21 protein-coding genes and 1 pseudogene are annotated in these 13,765 nt (G+C 61.7%); 14 read left to right on the top strand and 8 right to left on the bottom strand.

What is annotated here, in order from left to right; all coding sequences use genetic code 11:
* Positions 1-7: 7 nt before the first annotated feature.
* The gene (locus ACVWYP_RS33675) at positions 8-1,270 is read left to right on the top strand and encodes a CaiB/BaiF CoA transferase family protein (protein ID WP_304500345.1); all 1,263 of its coding nucleotides are present in this window, start codon (positions 8-10) and stop codon (positions 1,268-1,270) included.
* A gap of 248 nt (positions 1,271-1,518) precedes the next feature.
* Here the strand turns inward: ACVWYP_RS33675 and ACVWYP_RS33670 are convergent, their stop codons facing one another.
* Entirely contained in the window at positions 1,519-1,677 is a 159-nt protein-coding gene (locus ACVWYP_RS33670) for a hypothetical protein (RefSeq protein WP_225645895.1), read from the bottom strand.
* A gap of 52 nt (positions 1,678-1,729) precedes the next feature.
* On the opposite strand from ACVWYP_RS33670, the gene ACVWYP_RS33665 reads away from it, so the two are divergent.
* On the top strand, positions 1,730-1,912 hold the full coding sequence (locus ACVWYP_RS33665; protein WP_016847357.1) for a hypothetical protein: 183 nt from the start codon (positions 1,730-1,732) through the stop codon (positions 1,910-1,912).
* A 25-nt stretch (positions 1,913-1,937) separates the two neighbouring features.
* Here the strand turns inward: ACVWYP_RS33665 and ACVWYP_RS33660 are convergent, their stop codons facing one another.
* From ACVWYP_RS33660 to ACVWYP_RS33645, 4 genes are all read right to left on the bottom strand, one after another.
* Positions 1,938-2,258, bottom strand: coding sequence for a cupin domain-containing protein (locus ACVWYP_RS33660; protein WP_304496285.1), 321 nt, complete (start codon positions 2,256-2,258; stop codon positions 1,938-1,940).
* A complete protein-coding gene (locus tag ACVWYP_RS33655; RefSeq protein WP_245288834.1) occupies positions 2,255-2,941 on the bottom strand; it encodes a YqcI/YcgG family protein in 687 nt (228 codons plus the stop codon). The genes ACVWYP_RS33660 and ACVWYP_RS33655 overlap by 4 nt, the downstream gene beginning before the upstream one ends.
* A 94-nt stretch (positions 2,942-3,035) precedes the next feature.
* On the bottom strand, positions 3,036-4,328 hold the full coding sequence (locus tag ACVWYP_RS33650; RefSeq protein ID WP_304496284.1) for an MFS transporter: 1,293 nt from the start codon (positions 4,326-4,328) through the stop codon (positions 3,036-3,038).
* Positions 4,328-5,062, bottom strand: coding sequence for a hypothetical protein (locus ACVWYP_RS33645; protein ID WP_304496283.1), 735 nt, complete (start codon positions 5,060-5,062; stop codon positions 4,328-4,330). Before ACVWYP_RS33645 ends, ACVWYP_RS33650 begins: the two co-directional genes overlap by 1 nt.
* Before the next feature lie 42 nt (positions 5,063-5,104).
* On the opposite strand from ACVWYP_RS33645, the gene ACVWYP_RS33640 reads away from it, so the two are divergent.
* The 3 genes from ACVWYP_RS33640 to ACVWYP_RS33630 all read left to right on the top strand — a co-directional run bounded on the left by ACVWYP_RS33640 (position 5,105) and on the right by ACVWYP_RS33630 (position 7,769).
* A complete protein-coding gene (locus ACVWYP_RS33640; protein ID WP_304496282.1) occupies positions 5,105-6,124 on the top strand; it encodes a GlxA family transcriptional regulator in 1,020 nt (339 codons plus the stop codon).
* Between the two features lie 164 nt (positions 6,125-6,288).
* Complete coding sequence (locus ACVWYP_RS33635) at positions 6,289-7,422, top strand: alpha-hydroxy acid oxidase (RefSeq protein WP_456684266.1); 1,134 nt, start codon at positions 6,289-6,291, stop codon at positions 7,420-7,422.
* 143 nt (positions 7,423-7,565) lie between these two features.
* Entirely contained in the window at positions 7,566-7,769 is a 204-nt protein-coding gene (locus ACVWYP_RS33630) for a hypothetical protein (protein ID WP_028343175.1), read from the top strand.
* Between the two features lie 13 nt (positions 7,770-7,782).
* Here the strand turns inward: ACVWYP_RS33630 and ACVWYP_RS33625 are convergent, their stop codons facing one another.
* The gene (locus ACVWYP_RS33625; RefSeq protein WP_304496280.1) at positions 7,783-7,968 is read right to left on the bottom strand and encodes a hypothetical protein; all 186 of its coding nucleotides are present in this window, start codon (positions 7,966-7,968) and stop codon (positions 7,783-7,785) included.
* Positions 7,969-8,185: 217 nt separating this feature from the next.
* Between ACVWYP_RS33625 and ACVWYP_RS33620 the strand changes: the two genes are divergently transcribed.
* On the top strand, positions 8,186-8,539 hold the full coding sequence (locus ACVWYP_RS33620) for a phasin (RefSeq protein ID WP_028343174.1): 354 nt from the start codon (positions 8,186-8,188) through the stop codon (positions 8,537-8,539).
* A gap of 27 nt (positions 8,540-8,566) precedes the next feature.
* Here ACVWYP_RS33620 and ACVWYP_RS33615 read toward each other — a convergent pair.
* Positions 8,567-8,828 (bottom strand): annotated as a pseudogene (locus ACVWYP_RS33615) (hypothetical protein).
* Between the two features lie 209 nt (positions 8,829-9,037).
* Here ACVWYP_RS33615 and ACVWYP_RS33610 point away from each other — a divergent pair.
* Positions 9,038-9,340 (top strand): hypothetical protein, encoded by a 303-nt coding sequence (locus ACVWYP_RS33610; RefSeq protein ID WP_051002873.1) that lies wholly within the window; start codon positions 9,038-9,040, stop codon positions 9,338-9,340.
* 101 nt (positions 9,341-9,441) lie between these two features.
* Here the strand turns inward: ACVWYP_RS33610 and ACVWYP_RS33605 are convergent, their stop codons facing one another.
* The gene (locus ACVWYP_RS33605; RefSeq protein WP_028343172.1) at positions 9,442-9,627 is read right to left on the bottom strand and encodes a hypothetical protein; all 186 of its coding nucleotides are present in this window, start codon (positions 9,625-9,627) and stop codon (positions 9,442-9,444) included.
* 718 nt (positions 9,628-10,345) lie between these two features.
* On the opposite strand from ACVWYP_RS33605, the gene ACVWYP_RS33600 reads away from it, so the two are divergent.
* The 7 genes from ACVWYP_RS33600 (at position 10,346) to ACVWYP_RS33570 (ending at position 13,413) form a co-directional block, all read left to right on the top strand.
* On the top strand, positions 10,346-10,507 hold the full coding sequence (locus ACVWYP_RS33600; RefSeq protein WP_304496279.1) for a hypothetical protein: 162 nt from the start codon (positions 10,346-10,348) through the stop codon (positions 10,505-10,507).
* Complete coding sequence (locus tag ACVWYP_RS33595) at positions 10,508-10,762, top strand: hypothetical protein (protein ID WP_304496278.1); 255 nt, start codon at positions 10,508-10,510, stop codon at positions 10,760-10,762.
* Between the two features lie 215 nt (positions 10,763-10,977).
* Complete coding sequence (locus ACVWYP_RS33590; protein WP_229188825.1) at positions 10,978-11,247, top strand: hypothetical protein; 270 nt, start codon at positions 10,978-10,980, stop codon at positions 11,245-11,247.
* A gap of 274 nt (positions 11,248-11,521) precedes the next feature.
* A complete protein-coding gene (locus ACVWYP_RS33585) occupies positions 11,522-12,295 on the top strand; it encodes a hypothetical protein (protein ID WP_304496277.1) in 774 nt (257 codons plus the stop codon).
* Positions 12,296-12,367: 72 nt separating this feature from the next.
* Positions 12,368-12,604 carry a hypothetical protein gene (locus tag ACVWYP_RS33580; protein WP_304496276.1) on the top strand — a complete coding sequence of 79 codons (237 nt, stop codon included), beginning with the start codon at positions 12,368-12,370 and terminating at the stop codon, positions 12,602-12,604.
* Positions 12,605-12,608: 4 nt separating this feature from the next.
* Positions 12,609-12,902 (top strand): hypothetical protein, encoded by a 294-nt coding sequence (locus ACVWYP_RS33575; RefSeq protein ID WP_028343167.1) that lies wholly within the window; start codon positions 12,609-12,611, stop codon positions 12,900-12,902.
* An 82-nt stretch (positions 12,903-12,984) separates the two neighbouring features.
* Positions 12,985-13,413: a GNAT family N-acetyltransferase gene (locus ACVWYP_RS33570; protein ID WP_028343166.1), complete on the top strand. Its 429-nt coding sequence runs from the start codon at positions 12,985-12,987 to the stop codon at positions 13,411-13,413.
* Positions 13,414-13,765 lie beyond the last annotated feature (352 nt).

The raw sequence follows: 13,765 nt of genomic DNA, 5'->3' as shown, positions 1-13,765 counted from the left end.
GCGTCAGATCATGACCAGACCAGAATTGCCGGGGCGCACGCCGCGCGGGGAGGGAGTTCCGACGGCGCTCGACGGCCTGCTGGTCGTCGACTTCACCCGCGTCGTGGCCGGCCCGGCCTGCACGCAAACGCTGGCCGACTTCGGGGCCGAAGTCATCAAGATCGAAAACCCGGACGGCGGTGATGACACGCGCGCCTATGAGCACGCCGAAATCGGCGGGGAGAGCGCGGCATATCTGAGCCTCAATCGCAACAAGCGCGGCATTGCGCTCGATTTCAACAATCCGGCCGCGCTCGAGGTCGCGCGCGCGTTGATTGCCAAGGCGGACGTCGTGGTGGAGAATTTCTCCGGCGGCGTGATGAAGAAATTCGGTCTCGATTACGCGTCGGTGGCGCCGACCAACCCCCGGCTGATTTATTGCTCGATCTCCGCCTACGGCCGCAAAGGCGATTTCGCGCTGCGCCCGGGCTTCGACCCGATCACGCAGGCCGAAAGCGGCTTCATGTCGCTCAACGGCTTTCCGGATGGCGAGCCGGTGCGCACCGGGCCGCCGATCGTCGACATGGCAACGGGCATGTCGGCCTGCAACGCCATCCTGTTGGCGCTGATCGCGCGCGATCGGCTCGGTCGCGGTCAGCAGGTCGAGGTCGCATTGATCGACACCGCGGTGTCAATGACCGGCTTCTACGGCATGGCCTATCTCATCAATGGCAACAATCCCGGCCGCTTCGGCAACTCTCCGAACGGTTCGCCGACCGTCGGCGTCTACCGGGCGTCCGATGGTCCGCTCTACATGGCCTGCGCCAATGACCGGCTGTATCGCCGGCTGGTCACCGACGTGCTGGAACGCCCGGATCTCGTCACCGATCCCGAGTTTGCTCACCGCAAGGCGCGGACCGCCAACAAGGAGAAGCTGCGCGCGATCATTGCCAGTGTGTTTGCGGGCGACACGCTCGATAACTGGATGGCGAAGATGAAGAAGGCCAACATTCCGGTTGGCTATCTGCGGACGGTCGAGGAGGGGTTCAACGCGCCCGAGGTCCGCGACCGGCATCGCCTGAGCAGGATTGCGCATCCAACCGCCGGCTCGGTTCCGAACATCGAGTCGCCGGTCAATATGAGCCTGACGCCGACCGTTGATCCCATTGCGGCTCCGCTGCTCGGTCAGCATACGAAGGACGTGTTGAGCAAGACGCTCGGCTACGACGACCGGCGCATCGCCGCGCTGGCCGAGGCTGGCGCGTTCGGCAAGGCAGGCAACACCGGCTAGAGCCTTTTCCGTTCCGATGGAATCGGAACGGGGCTCCTAGATTCCAGTTTGAGGCGTTTCCTTGACGCGAACCGGTATCCGCTTCGCTCGAAAACGCTCCAGCGTGCTCGGCCTGCACAAAAGATCAACTACTCGCAAACCAACCTGACCGCGGGCGAGAGGAATCCTCTCGCCTCGCGAGATGTCTTTCAGGCGTCGCAGGCCCCGGCGCGTCGCCGGCGGCCCGGGAGCTGGTCCGTTTCGGGAACTCAGTTCGGCTTGCTGCGCAAGTTGTTCCTTGGCATACTTTCAACTTCCTCGGGCTCCGCCCGATCAATCTCGAGGCGTGCCATCCGGAGGATGAGGGTTGCCGTGGTGAGGCCGAGGCGTTCGGCCTCTTGTGCTGCGGTGTCGACCTTCTGGGCCAAGCCTTCACGTTTACCTGGGTATGCCATTCGTAATCCTCACTTAAGGTGCGAGATGAAAAATCCCACATACGTTGCAGAGCTGCAGAAGAAGCTCGGAGCTCCATCGAGCGAAACACTGGAAAGCCTGCGACTGTTGAAGGCTTTCCTTCGACTTGCGCCCGATCAGCGTTCCGAGGTCATCGAGCTGGTCGAACGTTTGGCGGTTGAGCCGCCGCGCGATCCCTCACTGTCCTGAGGTGCTCGCAAATCTTTCCTGTGCGTCAGTTGTTCATCGGCTTGGCGGGCGGCTGCGTCGCGATCACGTAGATTGCGCCGCCCTCGAGCGCTTCGGATTGATGCGGCGTGCCGGCTGGCAGCAGGATGGTGTCGCCGGAGCCGACCACCCGCTCGCCGCCATCCCAGATGAAGTTCAGCCGGCCGCTGATGATCATCAGGATCTCGTCGACCGGATGGGTATGAAACTGATGCACCTTGCCGGCCGCATCATGCTGCAGCTCGACCGAGCCCTGGGCCGGGAGAAGGTCCAGGATCTCCGTGTCGATGGCAAATTCAGTCTTCGTGCCTGCGATGATCTGGGTCATGCTGCCTGCTCCTTGTTCGCGATCGGTTGCGCCTTGTTCTGCGCGAGCTTGGCGAAGGGGCAGCCCGAGCTCGCATTGTTGTCGTCGTGCAGGAAGTACTGCAGATACTCGCGGCCGTCGGTTGCGCCGTAGCGGCCAAGAAGCGGAGAGGGGCTCGCGCTGTCGTACGGGATCAGGCGCTTGCGCACCTCCGCGAACGCGGCGTTCGCGGCTTTCTCCGTCCCGAGAATCTTCTCGAATACCCAGCGCGGCTGGAACGTGAGCATGAAGGCGCTGGACCGGCGGCTTTGCCGCATCACATGCGCGGGCGTCGTGCAGACCACGAAGATCGGCTCGCCCGCAAATGAGAACTCCCACATCGGGTGGTCGATCTGTTCCGGAATCTCCGATGGCCACGGGTTCTTGTCCAGCCGTGCGAGCTGGTCGAGCGTCAGCCACATCTTGCGATAATAGGCGTCGAGCGTCTGTACCGGGCGGGGCCGCGTGAACACGATCAACGAGGTGTTGGGACCGAACGAGCGCGCCTGCGAGACATATTGCCCGAGTTGCTCGCCCAGCACCGCCACATCATATGGATCGAGGAAAAGGTAGCGGAGCTGATCCTGGCGATGTCCGGTCACGCCGAACACGCAAGGGAACGGCCTTGCCTCGCTGCTCATCTGCGCTTCAAACTCGGAGAACATCACGCTCTGCCAGCTGCTGACCGGAAAGTTTGACGCGACTTCGCCTTTTCTCAAGAACAAGCGCTCCATAACACCCCCTACACTCATAACCACACTAACGAGCTATCAACTTGCTTCTCATCAAGAGCGGCCCGGCAATGCCCGGCAGCGACATGAGAAGCAGAATGACAATCAAGGCGCTGTAGCCGCCGTCGCCGATCGCGGCCGTGTTGTGTACGGCGTCGGTCCCCGAGGCGTTGCTGGCGGCGAGCATCGCGAAGCCGATGATGGGCTGCGAGATGCCGGCGAAGATTCCGGCGGCTGTGGTGTTCACGGATGCGCCCACGCCGATCAGATCGGCGGTGTAGAGCTTCTTGACGCATTTCAGCACCAGCGGGACGGTGCCGCCGGCGACGAGCCCCAAGGCAGTGAACACGACGGTGACGTAGGCGAGTCCAAATGTCTGGGCGATCGGCGGCAGCAGCATCGCGATCAGCAGCATGCGCAGTACGCAAATGCCGATCAGCGCACGGTCAAGCGCCGCCGCGGCGCGATCGGCGGCGTGACCCAGGAAGATCGAGCCGAGCGCATTGCCGATCATGAAGGCGAGCAGGGGCGTGCCGGCCGCCGTCGGGGAGATGTGAAAGAAGTGCGCGACCATCGGAATGCCCCAGACGCCCGACAGCGTCGTCACCACCGCGAAGTGCGACGCAAACGTCATTGCGCAACCCCAGTTCGCGACATGGGCCAGCGATTGCCGCGCGGCGGTCATCACGCCCTTCAGCGTCTTGTTGCTATGCGAGGCCGGATCTGGCTTGAGCGCGAGCTTGGCGAAAGCGAGGTTGGCCAATCCAATGCACGCGATGAACAGGAAGCAGGCCCGCCAGCCAAAGCCTGAGACTGCGGCTGCAAGCGGCGTGGTCGCGATGACGCCTCCGACATAGCCCGAGACCTGCGAAATGCCCGACATCATGCCGAACCGCTCATCCGCGAAGCTCTGTGCCACGAGCTTCAGGAGTGCGGTGAAGACCAGCGCATCGCCGCAGGCGACGATCAGGCGTGCAACAAAAACGTCGAGCAGGTTCGGTGCCAGCGCGAACGCGGCGCTGCCGAGCGAGGAGGCGATCATGCTGACGAGGACGACGCGCTTGACGCCGTAACGGTCGACCAGAAGGCCTGCCGGAATCTGCATCAAGGTGTAGCCCCAGAAGTAGCTTGAGGCGAGCATCGCAACGCCGGCCGCGTCGGTGTTGAAGTCGTGCATGAAGCTGAGGCTGACCGACTGCGGCGATACGCGCTGCAGGAAGGCTATGGCGTAAGCGATGGCCACCGCAGTCCACGCGAGATAGGTGCGATCGGTGAAGCGCGACGTCGGGGCATAAACAGCTTGTTGTCCGAGCATCGACATCACACCCTCGCGTAACCTACCGAGAAAAGGGCATCCGCTGAATTCGGAATCTTCCGCGACATCGCGGCATCGACCAGCGACGCGGTGCCATGATAGGCCTGCCGATGGTGCTTAATGTGGCCGTAAGCGCCACGCATGATCATGTCGGGCAGTTCGAGCGGCTTGCCCGGATAGAGCGAGGTGCACATCTCGATACAGGCCGCCTGCAGGGCGAGATCCTGCGTATCGTCGAGCAAAGATGGAGTCACTTTTTCGCAAATCTTAGCGTTCGCTGCCCAGACGATCGGGTTGCGGGTTCGCCAGCCGTAGAGCACGTTGCCCTCGGCTCTCGCGGCGGCGCCGGAGCATTTCAGGACTTCCGATGTGAAGAAGCCGTAGAAGCCGCGGCCCTGGTGCGCCGGAAGCACTTCCGTGCCGCTGCGATAGATTCCAAGTCCGGCCGACATCTCCAGGACGCGGTAGACCGAGAAGGCAATGAGGCCAGACCGATCGTAGACAAGGATCAGGCTGTATTTCTTGTCGAAGGGCGAGGAGGTTGCTGTCCAGTGCGGCTCGGTGGCCTGCCAGTTGACGGCAATGATGCCGTTCATGGCGTCCATCAGCGGCTGACGGTCGCAGGCTTCGACCCGAGAGGCATCGGGTAGACTGTAGATCGCGTAATCCGTCCAAGGCGATTTGATCGCCTCGTATCCGCTGCCCAGATTTCGCGACATGGCAGAGCTCCAGAATTCCATTGCGAGCTATACAGGGCAGCCTCGAATGGCTTAAAGGACAATATGCCCTCGAAAACTGCCAAAGCGCCCCGGCCTGAGCCGCGCGACAAGAAAGCAACGCGGCGAATCGCGATCGTTGCCTTTCCGGGTGTGACCTTGCTCGACATCTCGGGACCGGCGCAGGTGTTCGCAGAACTGGAAGCGATCGAGCTGCCGGGACCGGACTACTCGCTGTCCTACCTGTCGACCTCCGGCGGGTTGGTGCCGACCGATGTCGGCATGATGATCGACACGGCGCCGATCGACAGTATTGTGCCCGCCGAGGTCGACACGCTGGTGATCCCCGGCGGGCCCGGCATCTGGAAGATCCGCAACGACGCGAAGTTGATGAACTGGATCGCGGAGGCGCTGCCGAAGGCGCGCCGTATCGCGTCGGTTTGCCTTGGCGCATTTGCGTTGGCCTGGACCGGGATTCTGGACGGCAAGCGGGCAGCAACGCACTGGCGTTATTGTCCCCGTCTGCAGGATAGCTTTCCCAATATCCGGGTTGAGCCCAACGCGATCTTCGTCAAGGACGGACGGGTCTGGTCATCGGCCGGGGTCAGCGCCGGCATCGATCTGGCGCTCGCCATGATCGAGGAGGATTTCGGCCACACCATTGCGCTCGATGTTGCGCGCAGACTTGTGGTGTTTCTGAAACGGCCGGGCGGTCAGAGCCAGTTCTCGACCGTCCTTGCCGCCCAGGCATCGGACGTCGAGGGACGCTTCAGCGCGCTGCACGCCTGGATCATCGAGAACATCACGAGCGACCTCAAGGTCGAGACCCTCGCGGAAAAGGCGGGGATGACGCCGCGCACCTTTGCCCGGACCTATGTCAGCCGCACCGGCATGACACCCGCAAGCGGCGTCGAGGCGCTGCGCGTGGAGACCGCGCGCTTGCTGCTCGAAAGCCGCCAGATCGGCGGCGTGGTCGAGGTCGCCAAGCGCGCGGGATTTGGCGATGACGAGCGAATGCGGCGGGCCTTCCTGCGCCACCTCGGCGTATCGCCGACCGAGTACCGAAACCGGTTTTCGGGCAGCTAGCTCGCCTCGGGCGAGGCCGTCTGGACTCGGCCGCTTCGCGTCGAAAGCCGATCTATCTCACGAGCGAATAGCTGGCCTTCGCTGGCCGGATTCGTGGCTCAAGGTGGTAGCTTTTCCGGTTTGTCTGCGGCTAATGTGCCGGCCAAATCGGGAGAAGAAACACCATGAATGACGGGACCCCCATTCGACAGGCGCGCAATGTCGAACTCGGCGCCAGCGGCGAGGAATTCCAGAACCTGCACGAATTCGCGCGAAAGGCCCGCGCCAAGCTGAATCAGAACGCCTGGGACTACATCGTCGGCGCCTCGGAGACCGAGACCACGATGCGCCGCAACAGAATGGCGCTCGACGAGATCGCGTTCCGGCCGCGCGTCCTTCGCAACGTCATCAACGTCGATCCTTCCACCGAGGTATTTGGACGCAAGCTCCGGCTTCCCGTGATGATCGCCCCGGTCGGCGCGCTCGAGATCTTCGATCCGGATGCGGGCGCGGCCGTCGCGCGCGGAGCGGGAACGTTCGGCGCGGCGCACATGCTGAGTTCGGTGTCCGAGCCCGGGCTGGAGAACACCGCCAAGGCGGCACCGGATGCGCTTCGCATCTTCCAGCTCTATGTGCGCGGCGACGATGCCTTTGTCGAGGATGTGGTCAGCCGCAGCATCGACAACGGTTACGCCGCGTTCTGCCTCACCGTCGACACCGCCCATTACAGCCGGCGTGAGCGCGACATAGCCAAGCGCTATGTCCGCGAGAGCCGCATCCGCGCCACCGGCGGCGATTTCCAGAAGGGGCTGGAATGGCGGACGGTGAAGTTGATCAAGGACAAGTTCAAGATTCCACTTATCCTCAAGGGGATCGCCACCGCCGAAGACGCCAAGATCGCGCTCGACCACGGGGTCGACTGGATCTACGTCTCAAATCATGGCGGCCGACAACTCGACCATGGCCGTGGGTCCATGCATGTCCTGCCCGAGATCGTTCAGGCGGTCGCCGGCCGCGCCAAGATCATGGTCGACGGCTCGTTCTGCCGCGGCACCGACATTGTGAAGGCAATCATTTCGGGCGCTGATCTTGTCGGCATCGGCCGCCTGCAATGCTGGGCGCTCGCCGCGGCCGGCGAGGCCGGCATTGTCCGGATGCTTGAACTGCTGGAGGACGAGGTGATCCGCTGCCTCGGTCTGCTCGGCGTCACCAGCTTTGCCGAACTGGACAAATCCTACCTACATCCGGCGATGCCGACCAATCTGCCGAGCGTGTTCAGCGCATTCCCGCTTCTCGATATCGATCCCTACCGCTACTGAGCCGCTGCGAGCGATGCATGAAGCGCTGGCGCGATCGAGGCAATGTGCGCCTCGATCGCGCCAGCCGCCATCAATCTGTGGTGTCCATGAAGCCGCCGCGGCAACGACAAAGTCTGATCCAAATGCCGCACTAGTCGAGGCGCATGGCAAATAATCCATTCGCGGAATTTCCACTCGAACGCGCGATCGGCTTGCGCTGGACCTTGCGGGATATCCAGGCGGGCAGGCTGAAATTGTCACCGGTCAGCGACGAGGATCTGCACATCCTCGCTGAGCTCGGTCTGATCGAGCTGCATGACGACGAGCCGGGGCTGACAGAGGCGGGGGCCGCCGTGCTGAGCGACTGAACGGGCGCCCGGTCTAGCGCGCGTTCAGGAAGCTTTCACCGGAATTGCAAGGCGTGCACTGATAGGTCAGCACGTCGTAGACTTGGTCGCGCGGCTCGATCAAGGCAAGCCGCATTTGCGTGCCGCACTTCATGCACGGCATCTCTATGCTGGTTTTGAACCAGGTGCAGGTCGGTGTTGGACGAACGGCGCGCAGCATCGGATCCCCTTATTCCCCAGAGACGCGAACGCGACCGACGAAGAAGCCGAATCACTATGCCACAGTGCTGACATGATTGGAATCGGCTGTCGGTCCGGGCTAGGTAATTTTTCCTCGATCGGCCGGAACGGGTGAGGCTTTCATGGCTGCGATCCGGCGCTGACGCCGTCACAATCTATGCTAACCTCGCCAGACGCTTATTTCAGGGGGCGCGATCATGATTGAGCCGAAGCTTGAAGTTCCAGCCGAGTTGCGCGATCTCGCGGAAAAGACCATCGACCAGGCCGAACAGGCCTTCAGCCTGTTCTTTGATGCCGCGAGCAAGTCGATGACGACGATGCCGGGCGCCGGTACCGAGATCTCCAAACAAGCGCTGTCGTTCACCGAGCAGAACATGAAGGCGGCGTTCGAGCATGCGCGCAAGCTCGTGCACGCAACGGATCTGCAGGAGGCGATGCGGATCCAGTCGGAATTCCTGCGCAGCCAGTTCACCAATGCCGGCGAACATATGCGGCAGATCAGCGGTAGCGTGATGTCGGCGACCAAGGACGCGACGAAGGGGAAGTTCTAGGGCGGCTTTCGCGGTCCCATCGACGCTTTAGCGCCGGCGCGCGACGGCGACGCCGAGCAGAAACGCGACGAAACAGGCTTGCGAGCGGCGCTTCGCGCGTGACCGCACTCACGGTGGCCAGGGCTCCGCCCGGTCGGCGCGAGGTCGCGATGGCATCGCTGAGGCGATCGGCGGCCGCTCGAAGTCCGTCCGACACCTCCGTGATCGTACGCGAGACGTCCGTCGCGGTGTCGATCGCTCGTTCACCGAGTGTGGGTTGAAGCGGGGACTCGGGTATTTCGGAGCTCATGTGCGGTGCCGCGATTTCAAGGCCACTGACTGACGTCAAGTGACCACCACCTTTGCTATCCGCCCGTTCTGAACGGCGGTGGCGGCCACATATCTCAGAAATTCCGCAGCGGTGGATTGGTTCCACCGACATGCCTCGCTTTCACATTCGGGAACCGGAAACTTACGCGCGGGTCGCGGCTTGTTTCCGTGGAGGAGGCGATGATGACAATGCAGGCGCATGGCATTGCGGATGGCGGTTCGGTCAAGCATCGAAATCGGCATGGTGGCACGCCGCTGTTGGTCGCGGCCGTGGTTGCGATCCTCGGCGTGCTCGGCATGCTGATCGTGGATCACGGTCCGTGGAACAAGCCGAACGTGCAGCCGGCCGCTTCGGCCAACTACTCAACGACCGGCGAGGCGGCCCGAGCCGCTGGCGCAAAGGTAATACCGACCGAGCCCAAGGCACCGATCGAGCCTGTTCCACCCGGCCCAAAGCCCGCTCATCCGGCAAATCCGAGCACGCCGCAATAGATGCCGGTGTTGGTGGGATCACATCCCGACGCAGGCCGCAGGAATTGACTCGTCGGGCAAATCAGCGGCACAAAATCATCGTCGGAAATATCGCGGGATGATCAGCGAACGCTGACCAGCATGCCCCACGCTGCTGCAAATCCTGCACCGACGAGAACCAGCACCGGACTATCGCAGAACATGCCGCCATACTGGCACATGGTGGCACCAAGAGAGCCGATCTGATGATGGCCCGCGGCGTAGAACAGGCCGGACAGGACCGCGAGCACGGCAGCAACGAAATACATCGACGCTTCCTCCTTGCAATCAAATGCGGCGCGGGTCAGTTCGACCGACGCGAGCCAAAACTGTATTGATGTCGATCCAAATACTGTGAACCGTCCGCTTGACGCGTCGGGCAACTCAGCGGCACACTGAGATCATCGCAGCAAGCATAGGCACTTGGCGCCGGCTGGCGTTGCGATTCCGGATCAATGCGCAAACTTTCGCTCAAGGCGGTTTCTCACCGTCGAAGCCGACGCATCGCATTTTACCGATCGCATTCAGCCCGAAAAAAGGGTTTGACACGTCGGGCAACTCAGGGGCATAATCCGAAAATCAGAAATTGTTGAGCCCGCGCGGAGCAATCCGCGGCGGGCTTTTTCTTTGCCGTTTCACCAATCGGACGGCGGCCGCACCGTCACGACGCCACATCCTCCCAGCCCGTCGCCTGAGCGTCGCAAGCGCGCCGCCGTCCGAACCCTTTGAAAAGATCAACCGAATTGGCCGGTGCGCGCGAACGCGCCGGTCCTGCGGCGCGGCGCAAGCCGGCGCCGCCCGCGGCCCCACTCGTCAGGGATAAGGTTCGCGCCCCAAAGATCGCCGCCCGCTGCGCGATCTGCCGCACATTCCATTCCATGGCCGTGTCGCACGCCCACGGCCGATCAATGAGGTTTACATGACCGCCTATCTGATATCGCTCGCGCTGGCGGGCCTGCTTGCCCTCGCCCTATGGGAGTCCGCAGCATGAGCGCCGAGATCATCCAGTTCATCCCGCGAGCCCGTCAGGATCGCGAGCCGACGGACTTTCCCACGATCGCATTTCGCTCCGTGTTGCCCGATCCCGAGACGAATTGCATCGACACGGCGCCGAGCGAATACCTCCCGACCGATTGGCAGGAGAAATGAGTGGCGAAAACGATTACGCAGATACGCTCGCTTGCTCGAAGCCATACGCGAAGCGCACTCAACGCTTTGGTCGGCGTGATGCGGTCGACCAGCGCAACCCCGGCTGCCCGCGTTTCCGCTGCCAACGCCATCCTCGATCGCGGCTGGGGTAAAGCGCCGCAGGCGATCGAGAACGGTGACGGAGCGCTAGAGCTTGTGCACCGCATCGAACGGATCATCGTCGAGCCCGAAGAAGTCGAAGACGAAAATACCTGAGAGGCGTGGGCGCAATCCTCTCTGAGGCAGAGCGCTCGAACTGCCTTTGTCCGACGTCTGTTCGAATGCGTTCAATCACTTCACCGCTCGCGGCCGGACCACTCCTGTCGCCGCTCGCGGTACCGTGCTGCAGAACCGCCCTACCAGGGCACGGATCAGCATGATATCTATCATGGCGTGCTCCGCGCAAAAAGTGCTGCTATGGCGAGAGTCTGATGTGGATCGTCGCGACGGCTGTTGAACTGCTTGTATTGTTTTTTGTCGACCTCGTTGGTTACAACGTGGCGCGGTTTGTCCTGCCACTTCTTTCGTTTGGAAGAATTAGCGTGGCGCCCGGCATGTCGAACGACCAACGAGAGTTCGGCTGGCTCGGTGCCAGGCGTGACGGGCTCGGAAGAGTAGAGCTGGGGGCGAGCGCTGCCGGCGGGATCGGACTTATTATCTGTGCTCTCTGTTTAGCGGCGGTCTTGTTCTTCGTGCGCTGATGTAATCGGTGTGACCGATAAGGGTCTCGGCGGAAGAGCCGGCGATGGCATTCGTTGCGATAAATCGCACGATGTTCGCAGCATTGATCGGGTTGGCATTCTGTTGCGCCGGTCTTGCGGTGGTTCTGCGTTCCGTCCGCCGGTAGCCGCTCCCAAGCGAACAAATTCTGAAAACACTCGACAACGATAAGACGTCTTCCCGAAATCGCGCATGCGCGGGCCAAACTTACTCGGACCAATTCGGGCGGACCTCGTGCCAAGGCTGAAAGTACTCATGTGGCAGTTGATTCTGGAAGAAGTTGCTCGAGAACTTGAGAGGAGGGCTGCCCAATGGGCGGGACGAAAGGTCTTCCGCAAAACTGTAGATGGGGGCGAGCCGAATAAGCCTGAAGCATATGCCGACAGGATCAATCGAGAGTTCGGGCTCCGCGATTATTTCAAGGCATGGAATCTTTATGATTCGGATCGTGCATATTGGGAAGAACTCTTCGGTAACGACCCTTTGAATTCCCCCGATCATCCTGCCTCACCTCCAGGCAGCCTGTTGCCGCGCGCGGACGCGCCGCGCAATCCCCGTTATGATTATCTCAATCCGGCGCCGAGGGCGGCTGGCGCCTTCGGCCGGTTTGGCACCGGCGGACAGTTTTCGGCGGGATCAGCTATATCGTCGCAACCGCTCTACGAGACGCGATCGTTCGTGGGGCCACCTGACGGCTCTCCGCAAGAATCGGACAGCAACGGAGCGCCTGTCCGGCGGCTGGTGCGAGTACCGACGGCGGGCGAGAGCCAGGCCAGATTCGACGGTGGAGCACCGGCCGTGCCGTTCGTTCCACGGGCTACGAAACCGGGGCGTCCCGCCACATTCAGCGAGCGCTTCGGAGGATTCGCATCCCCAATGGCCGAGCCTCGGGCTCCCATCGATGGACAGCCTATGCCGAGTCCTCCGTTGCCGCCGTCGGTCTTTCGCTTTCTGGACAATTCCGACATTCCGGAGATGGATTTCAATAATTGGCTTGCCAGTCTGATCAGGCCGCGTGCTCGTCAATGACAGTTCACGGCCGACGATTGCAGCAAGGTAGCTGCCCGGCGCTCAATCGATCTTGCCTCATCGAGAGTAGTCTTGTCGATCCTGAAAATTCTAACGGCAAAAGTGTTCGAGCCGCTGTTGCGGCCGGCGCGTTACAAGGGTGCATTCGGTGGCCGCGGATCGGGAAAATGCGTCGTGTGGGACAAGGTTCTCGGTCTTGGAACGACGCCGCAGCTCGCGGGAGACGTAAGCACCTGGGCTGGCATGATCATGGGCTTCTATTTTGGAAAACGCACGTTCGAGAATGTCGCGCGCATCATTCGACGGTGATCGCATGCACGAAGCTGATGTCAAAGCGATCGTAATGGAAACGTTGATTGAGCAGGATCGGGTACGACGAAGCGATATCGACGCCGTGGTGGTCAAGACGATTGCGACTGTTTTGTCTTCATTCGGTTTTGAAGAGGGAGACCGACGCGAACTGCGCGCCGATTTTCAGCACCTCCGGCGGTGGCGACGAAGCGTCGAGCAGGCGCAGAGCTATACATTCAAGGCGGTCATCACTGTGATTGCCACGGGTTTTCTCGGAGCCGTTTGGTTGGGCATCAAGGCCACGCTCGGAAAATGACTCGCAGAGCGCGGAGCGGATTGATGTCCTTGGACACAGATCTGGGCGCCTTGGCGGACAACAGAATTATTGAGGCGCAGAAATGTATCAGATACGCGAGGTCGAAACCCAGGACGAGGCGGTGGCGGACTCGCTCGCCGAGCTTCACCAGCTGATATTCTGCGACGGGACCCGTGTACCGGACTTCGAGCAAGGATATTGGTGGATTGCGTTCTGTGGAGCGAAGCCAGTCGCATTCGCGGGTGTCGTTCCTTCAACCCATGTTACAAATGCTGGATATCTGTGCCGCGTTGGCGTCGTGATGCCACACTGCGGCCACGGCCTGCAGGTGCGGCTTACTCGCGCGCTGGAAGCACGAGCGCGGCGTGCCGGCTGGAAGGCGATCGTTTCGGATACCACCGATAACATTTTCTCGGCCAACAATTTTATCCGGCAAGGGTATCGGCTCTTCGAACCTGTCTCGCCCTGGGCATGGCAGCACACGCTGTATTGGCGGAAGGAACTCGTCTAGGCCACGCGACCTGGTTCGGGTTGTTGCGAACAATTCAATGACGTGGAGCGCCCGGTGGCTTCGGCCGCCGGGCTTTTTTCAGTTTCTGGTCATGGGTAACACCCTTCGGCAAGCAGCGGTCGTAGCTGGTATCGAATCTTGGGCGCGGGAATGCTAGAATGGGCGTGTGCAGTGCGAACGAAGCATCGCTGGAAGCGTTTCCTCAAATGGGCGCCCGGCGGCAGTCGTGGATCCTGAGCGTTGAAATCGCGAAATGCAGGCTTGCGCGTCTTGATCTCTGGTGATCGATCGATAAACTGAGTTGACGGCTCGATCGCACGTGCAAATGTCTTGGAGATCGAACGAAGGAAGA

The sequence above is a fragment of the Bradyrhizobium sp. USDA 3262 genome, assembly GCF_054060035.1.
This window is presented reverse-complemented; position numbering and strand designations above follow the sequence as displayed.

Bases quoted from the DNA above. Each gene is read 5' to 3' on its own strand.
- ACVWYP_RS33600 (WP_304496279.1), top strand. From the start codon at position 10,346: ATGAGCGCCGAGATCATCCAGTTCATCCCGCGAGCCCGTCAGGATCGC.
- ACVWYP_RS33625 (WP_304496280.1), bottom strand. From the start codon at position 7,968: ATGCTGCGCGCCGTTCGTCCAACACCGACCTGCACCTGGTTCAAAACC.
- ACVWYP_RS33650 (WP_304496284.1), bottom strand. From the start codon at position 4,328: ATGTCGATGCTCGGACAACAAGCTGTTTATGCCCCGACGTCGCGCTTC.
- ACVWYP_RS33635 (WP_456684266.1), top strand. From the start codon at position 6,289: ATGAATGACGGGACCCCCATTCGACAGGCGCGCAATGTCGAACTCGGC.
- ACVWYP_RS33605 (WP_028343172.1), bottom strand. From the start codon at position 9,627: ATGTATTTCGTTGCTGCCGTGCTCGCGGTCCTGTCCGGCCTGTTCTAC.
- ACVWYP_RS33585 (WP_304496277.1), top strand. From the start codon at position 11,522: ATGTGGCAGTTGATTCTGGAAGAAGTTGCTCGAGAACTTGAGAGGAGG.
- ACVWYP_RS33570 (WP_028343166.1), top strand. From the start codon at position 12,985: ATGTATCAGATACGCGAGGTCGAAACCCAGGACGAGGCGGTGGCGGAC.
- ACVWYP_RS33620 (WP_028343174.1), top strand. From the start codon at position 8,186: ATGATTGAGCCGAAGCTTGAAGTTCCAGCCGAGTTGCGCGATCTCGCG.
- ACVWYP_RS33655 (WP_245288834.1), bottom strand. From the start codon at position 2,941: ATGTTCTCCGAGTTTGAAGCGCAGATGAGCAGCGAGGCAAGGCCGTTC.
- ACVWYP_RS33575 (WP_028343167.1), top strand. From the start codon at position 12,609: ATGCACGAAGCTGATGTCAAAGCGATCGTAATGGAAACGTTGATTGAG.
- ACVWYP_RS33665 (WP_016847357.1), top strand. From the start codon at position 1,730: ATGAAAAATCCCACATACGTTGCAGAGCTGCAGAAGAAGCTCGGAGCT.
- ACVWYP_RS33630 (WP_028343175.1), top strand. From the start codon at position 7,566: ATGGCAAATAATCCATTCGCGGAATTTCCACTCGAACGCGCGATCGGC.
- ACVWYP_RS33645 (WP_304496283.1), bottom strand. From the start codon at position 5,062: ATGGAATTCTGGAGCTCTGCCATGTCGCGAAATCTGGGCAGCGGATAC.
- ACVWYP_RS33660 (WP_304496285.1), bottom strand. From the start codon at position 2,258: ATGACCCAGATCATCGCAGGCACGAAGACTGAATTTGCCATCGACACG.
- ACVWYP_RS33590 (WP_229188825.1), top strand. From the start codon at position 10,978: ATGTGGATCGTCGCGACGGCTGTTGAACTGCTTGTATTGTTTTTTGTC.
- ACVWYP_RS33610 (WP_051002873.1), top strand. From the start codon at position 9,038: ATGCAGGCGCATGGCATTGCGGATGGCGGTTCGGTCAAGCATCGAAAT.
- ACVWYP_RS33640 (WP_304496282.1), top strand. From the start codon at position 5,105: ATGCCCTCGAAAACTGCCAAAGCGCCCCGGCCTGAGCCGCGCGACAAG.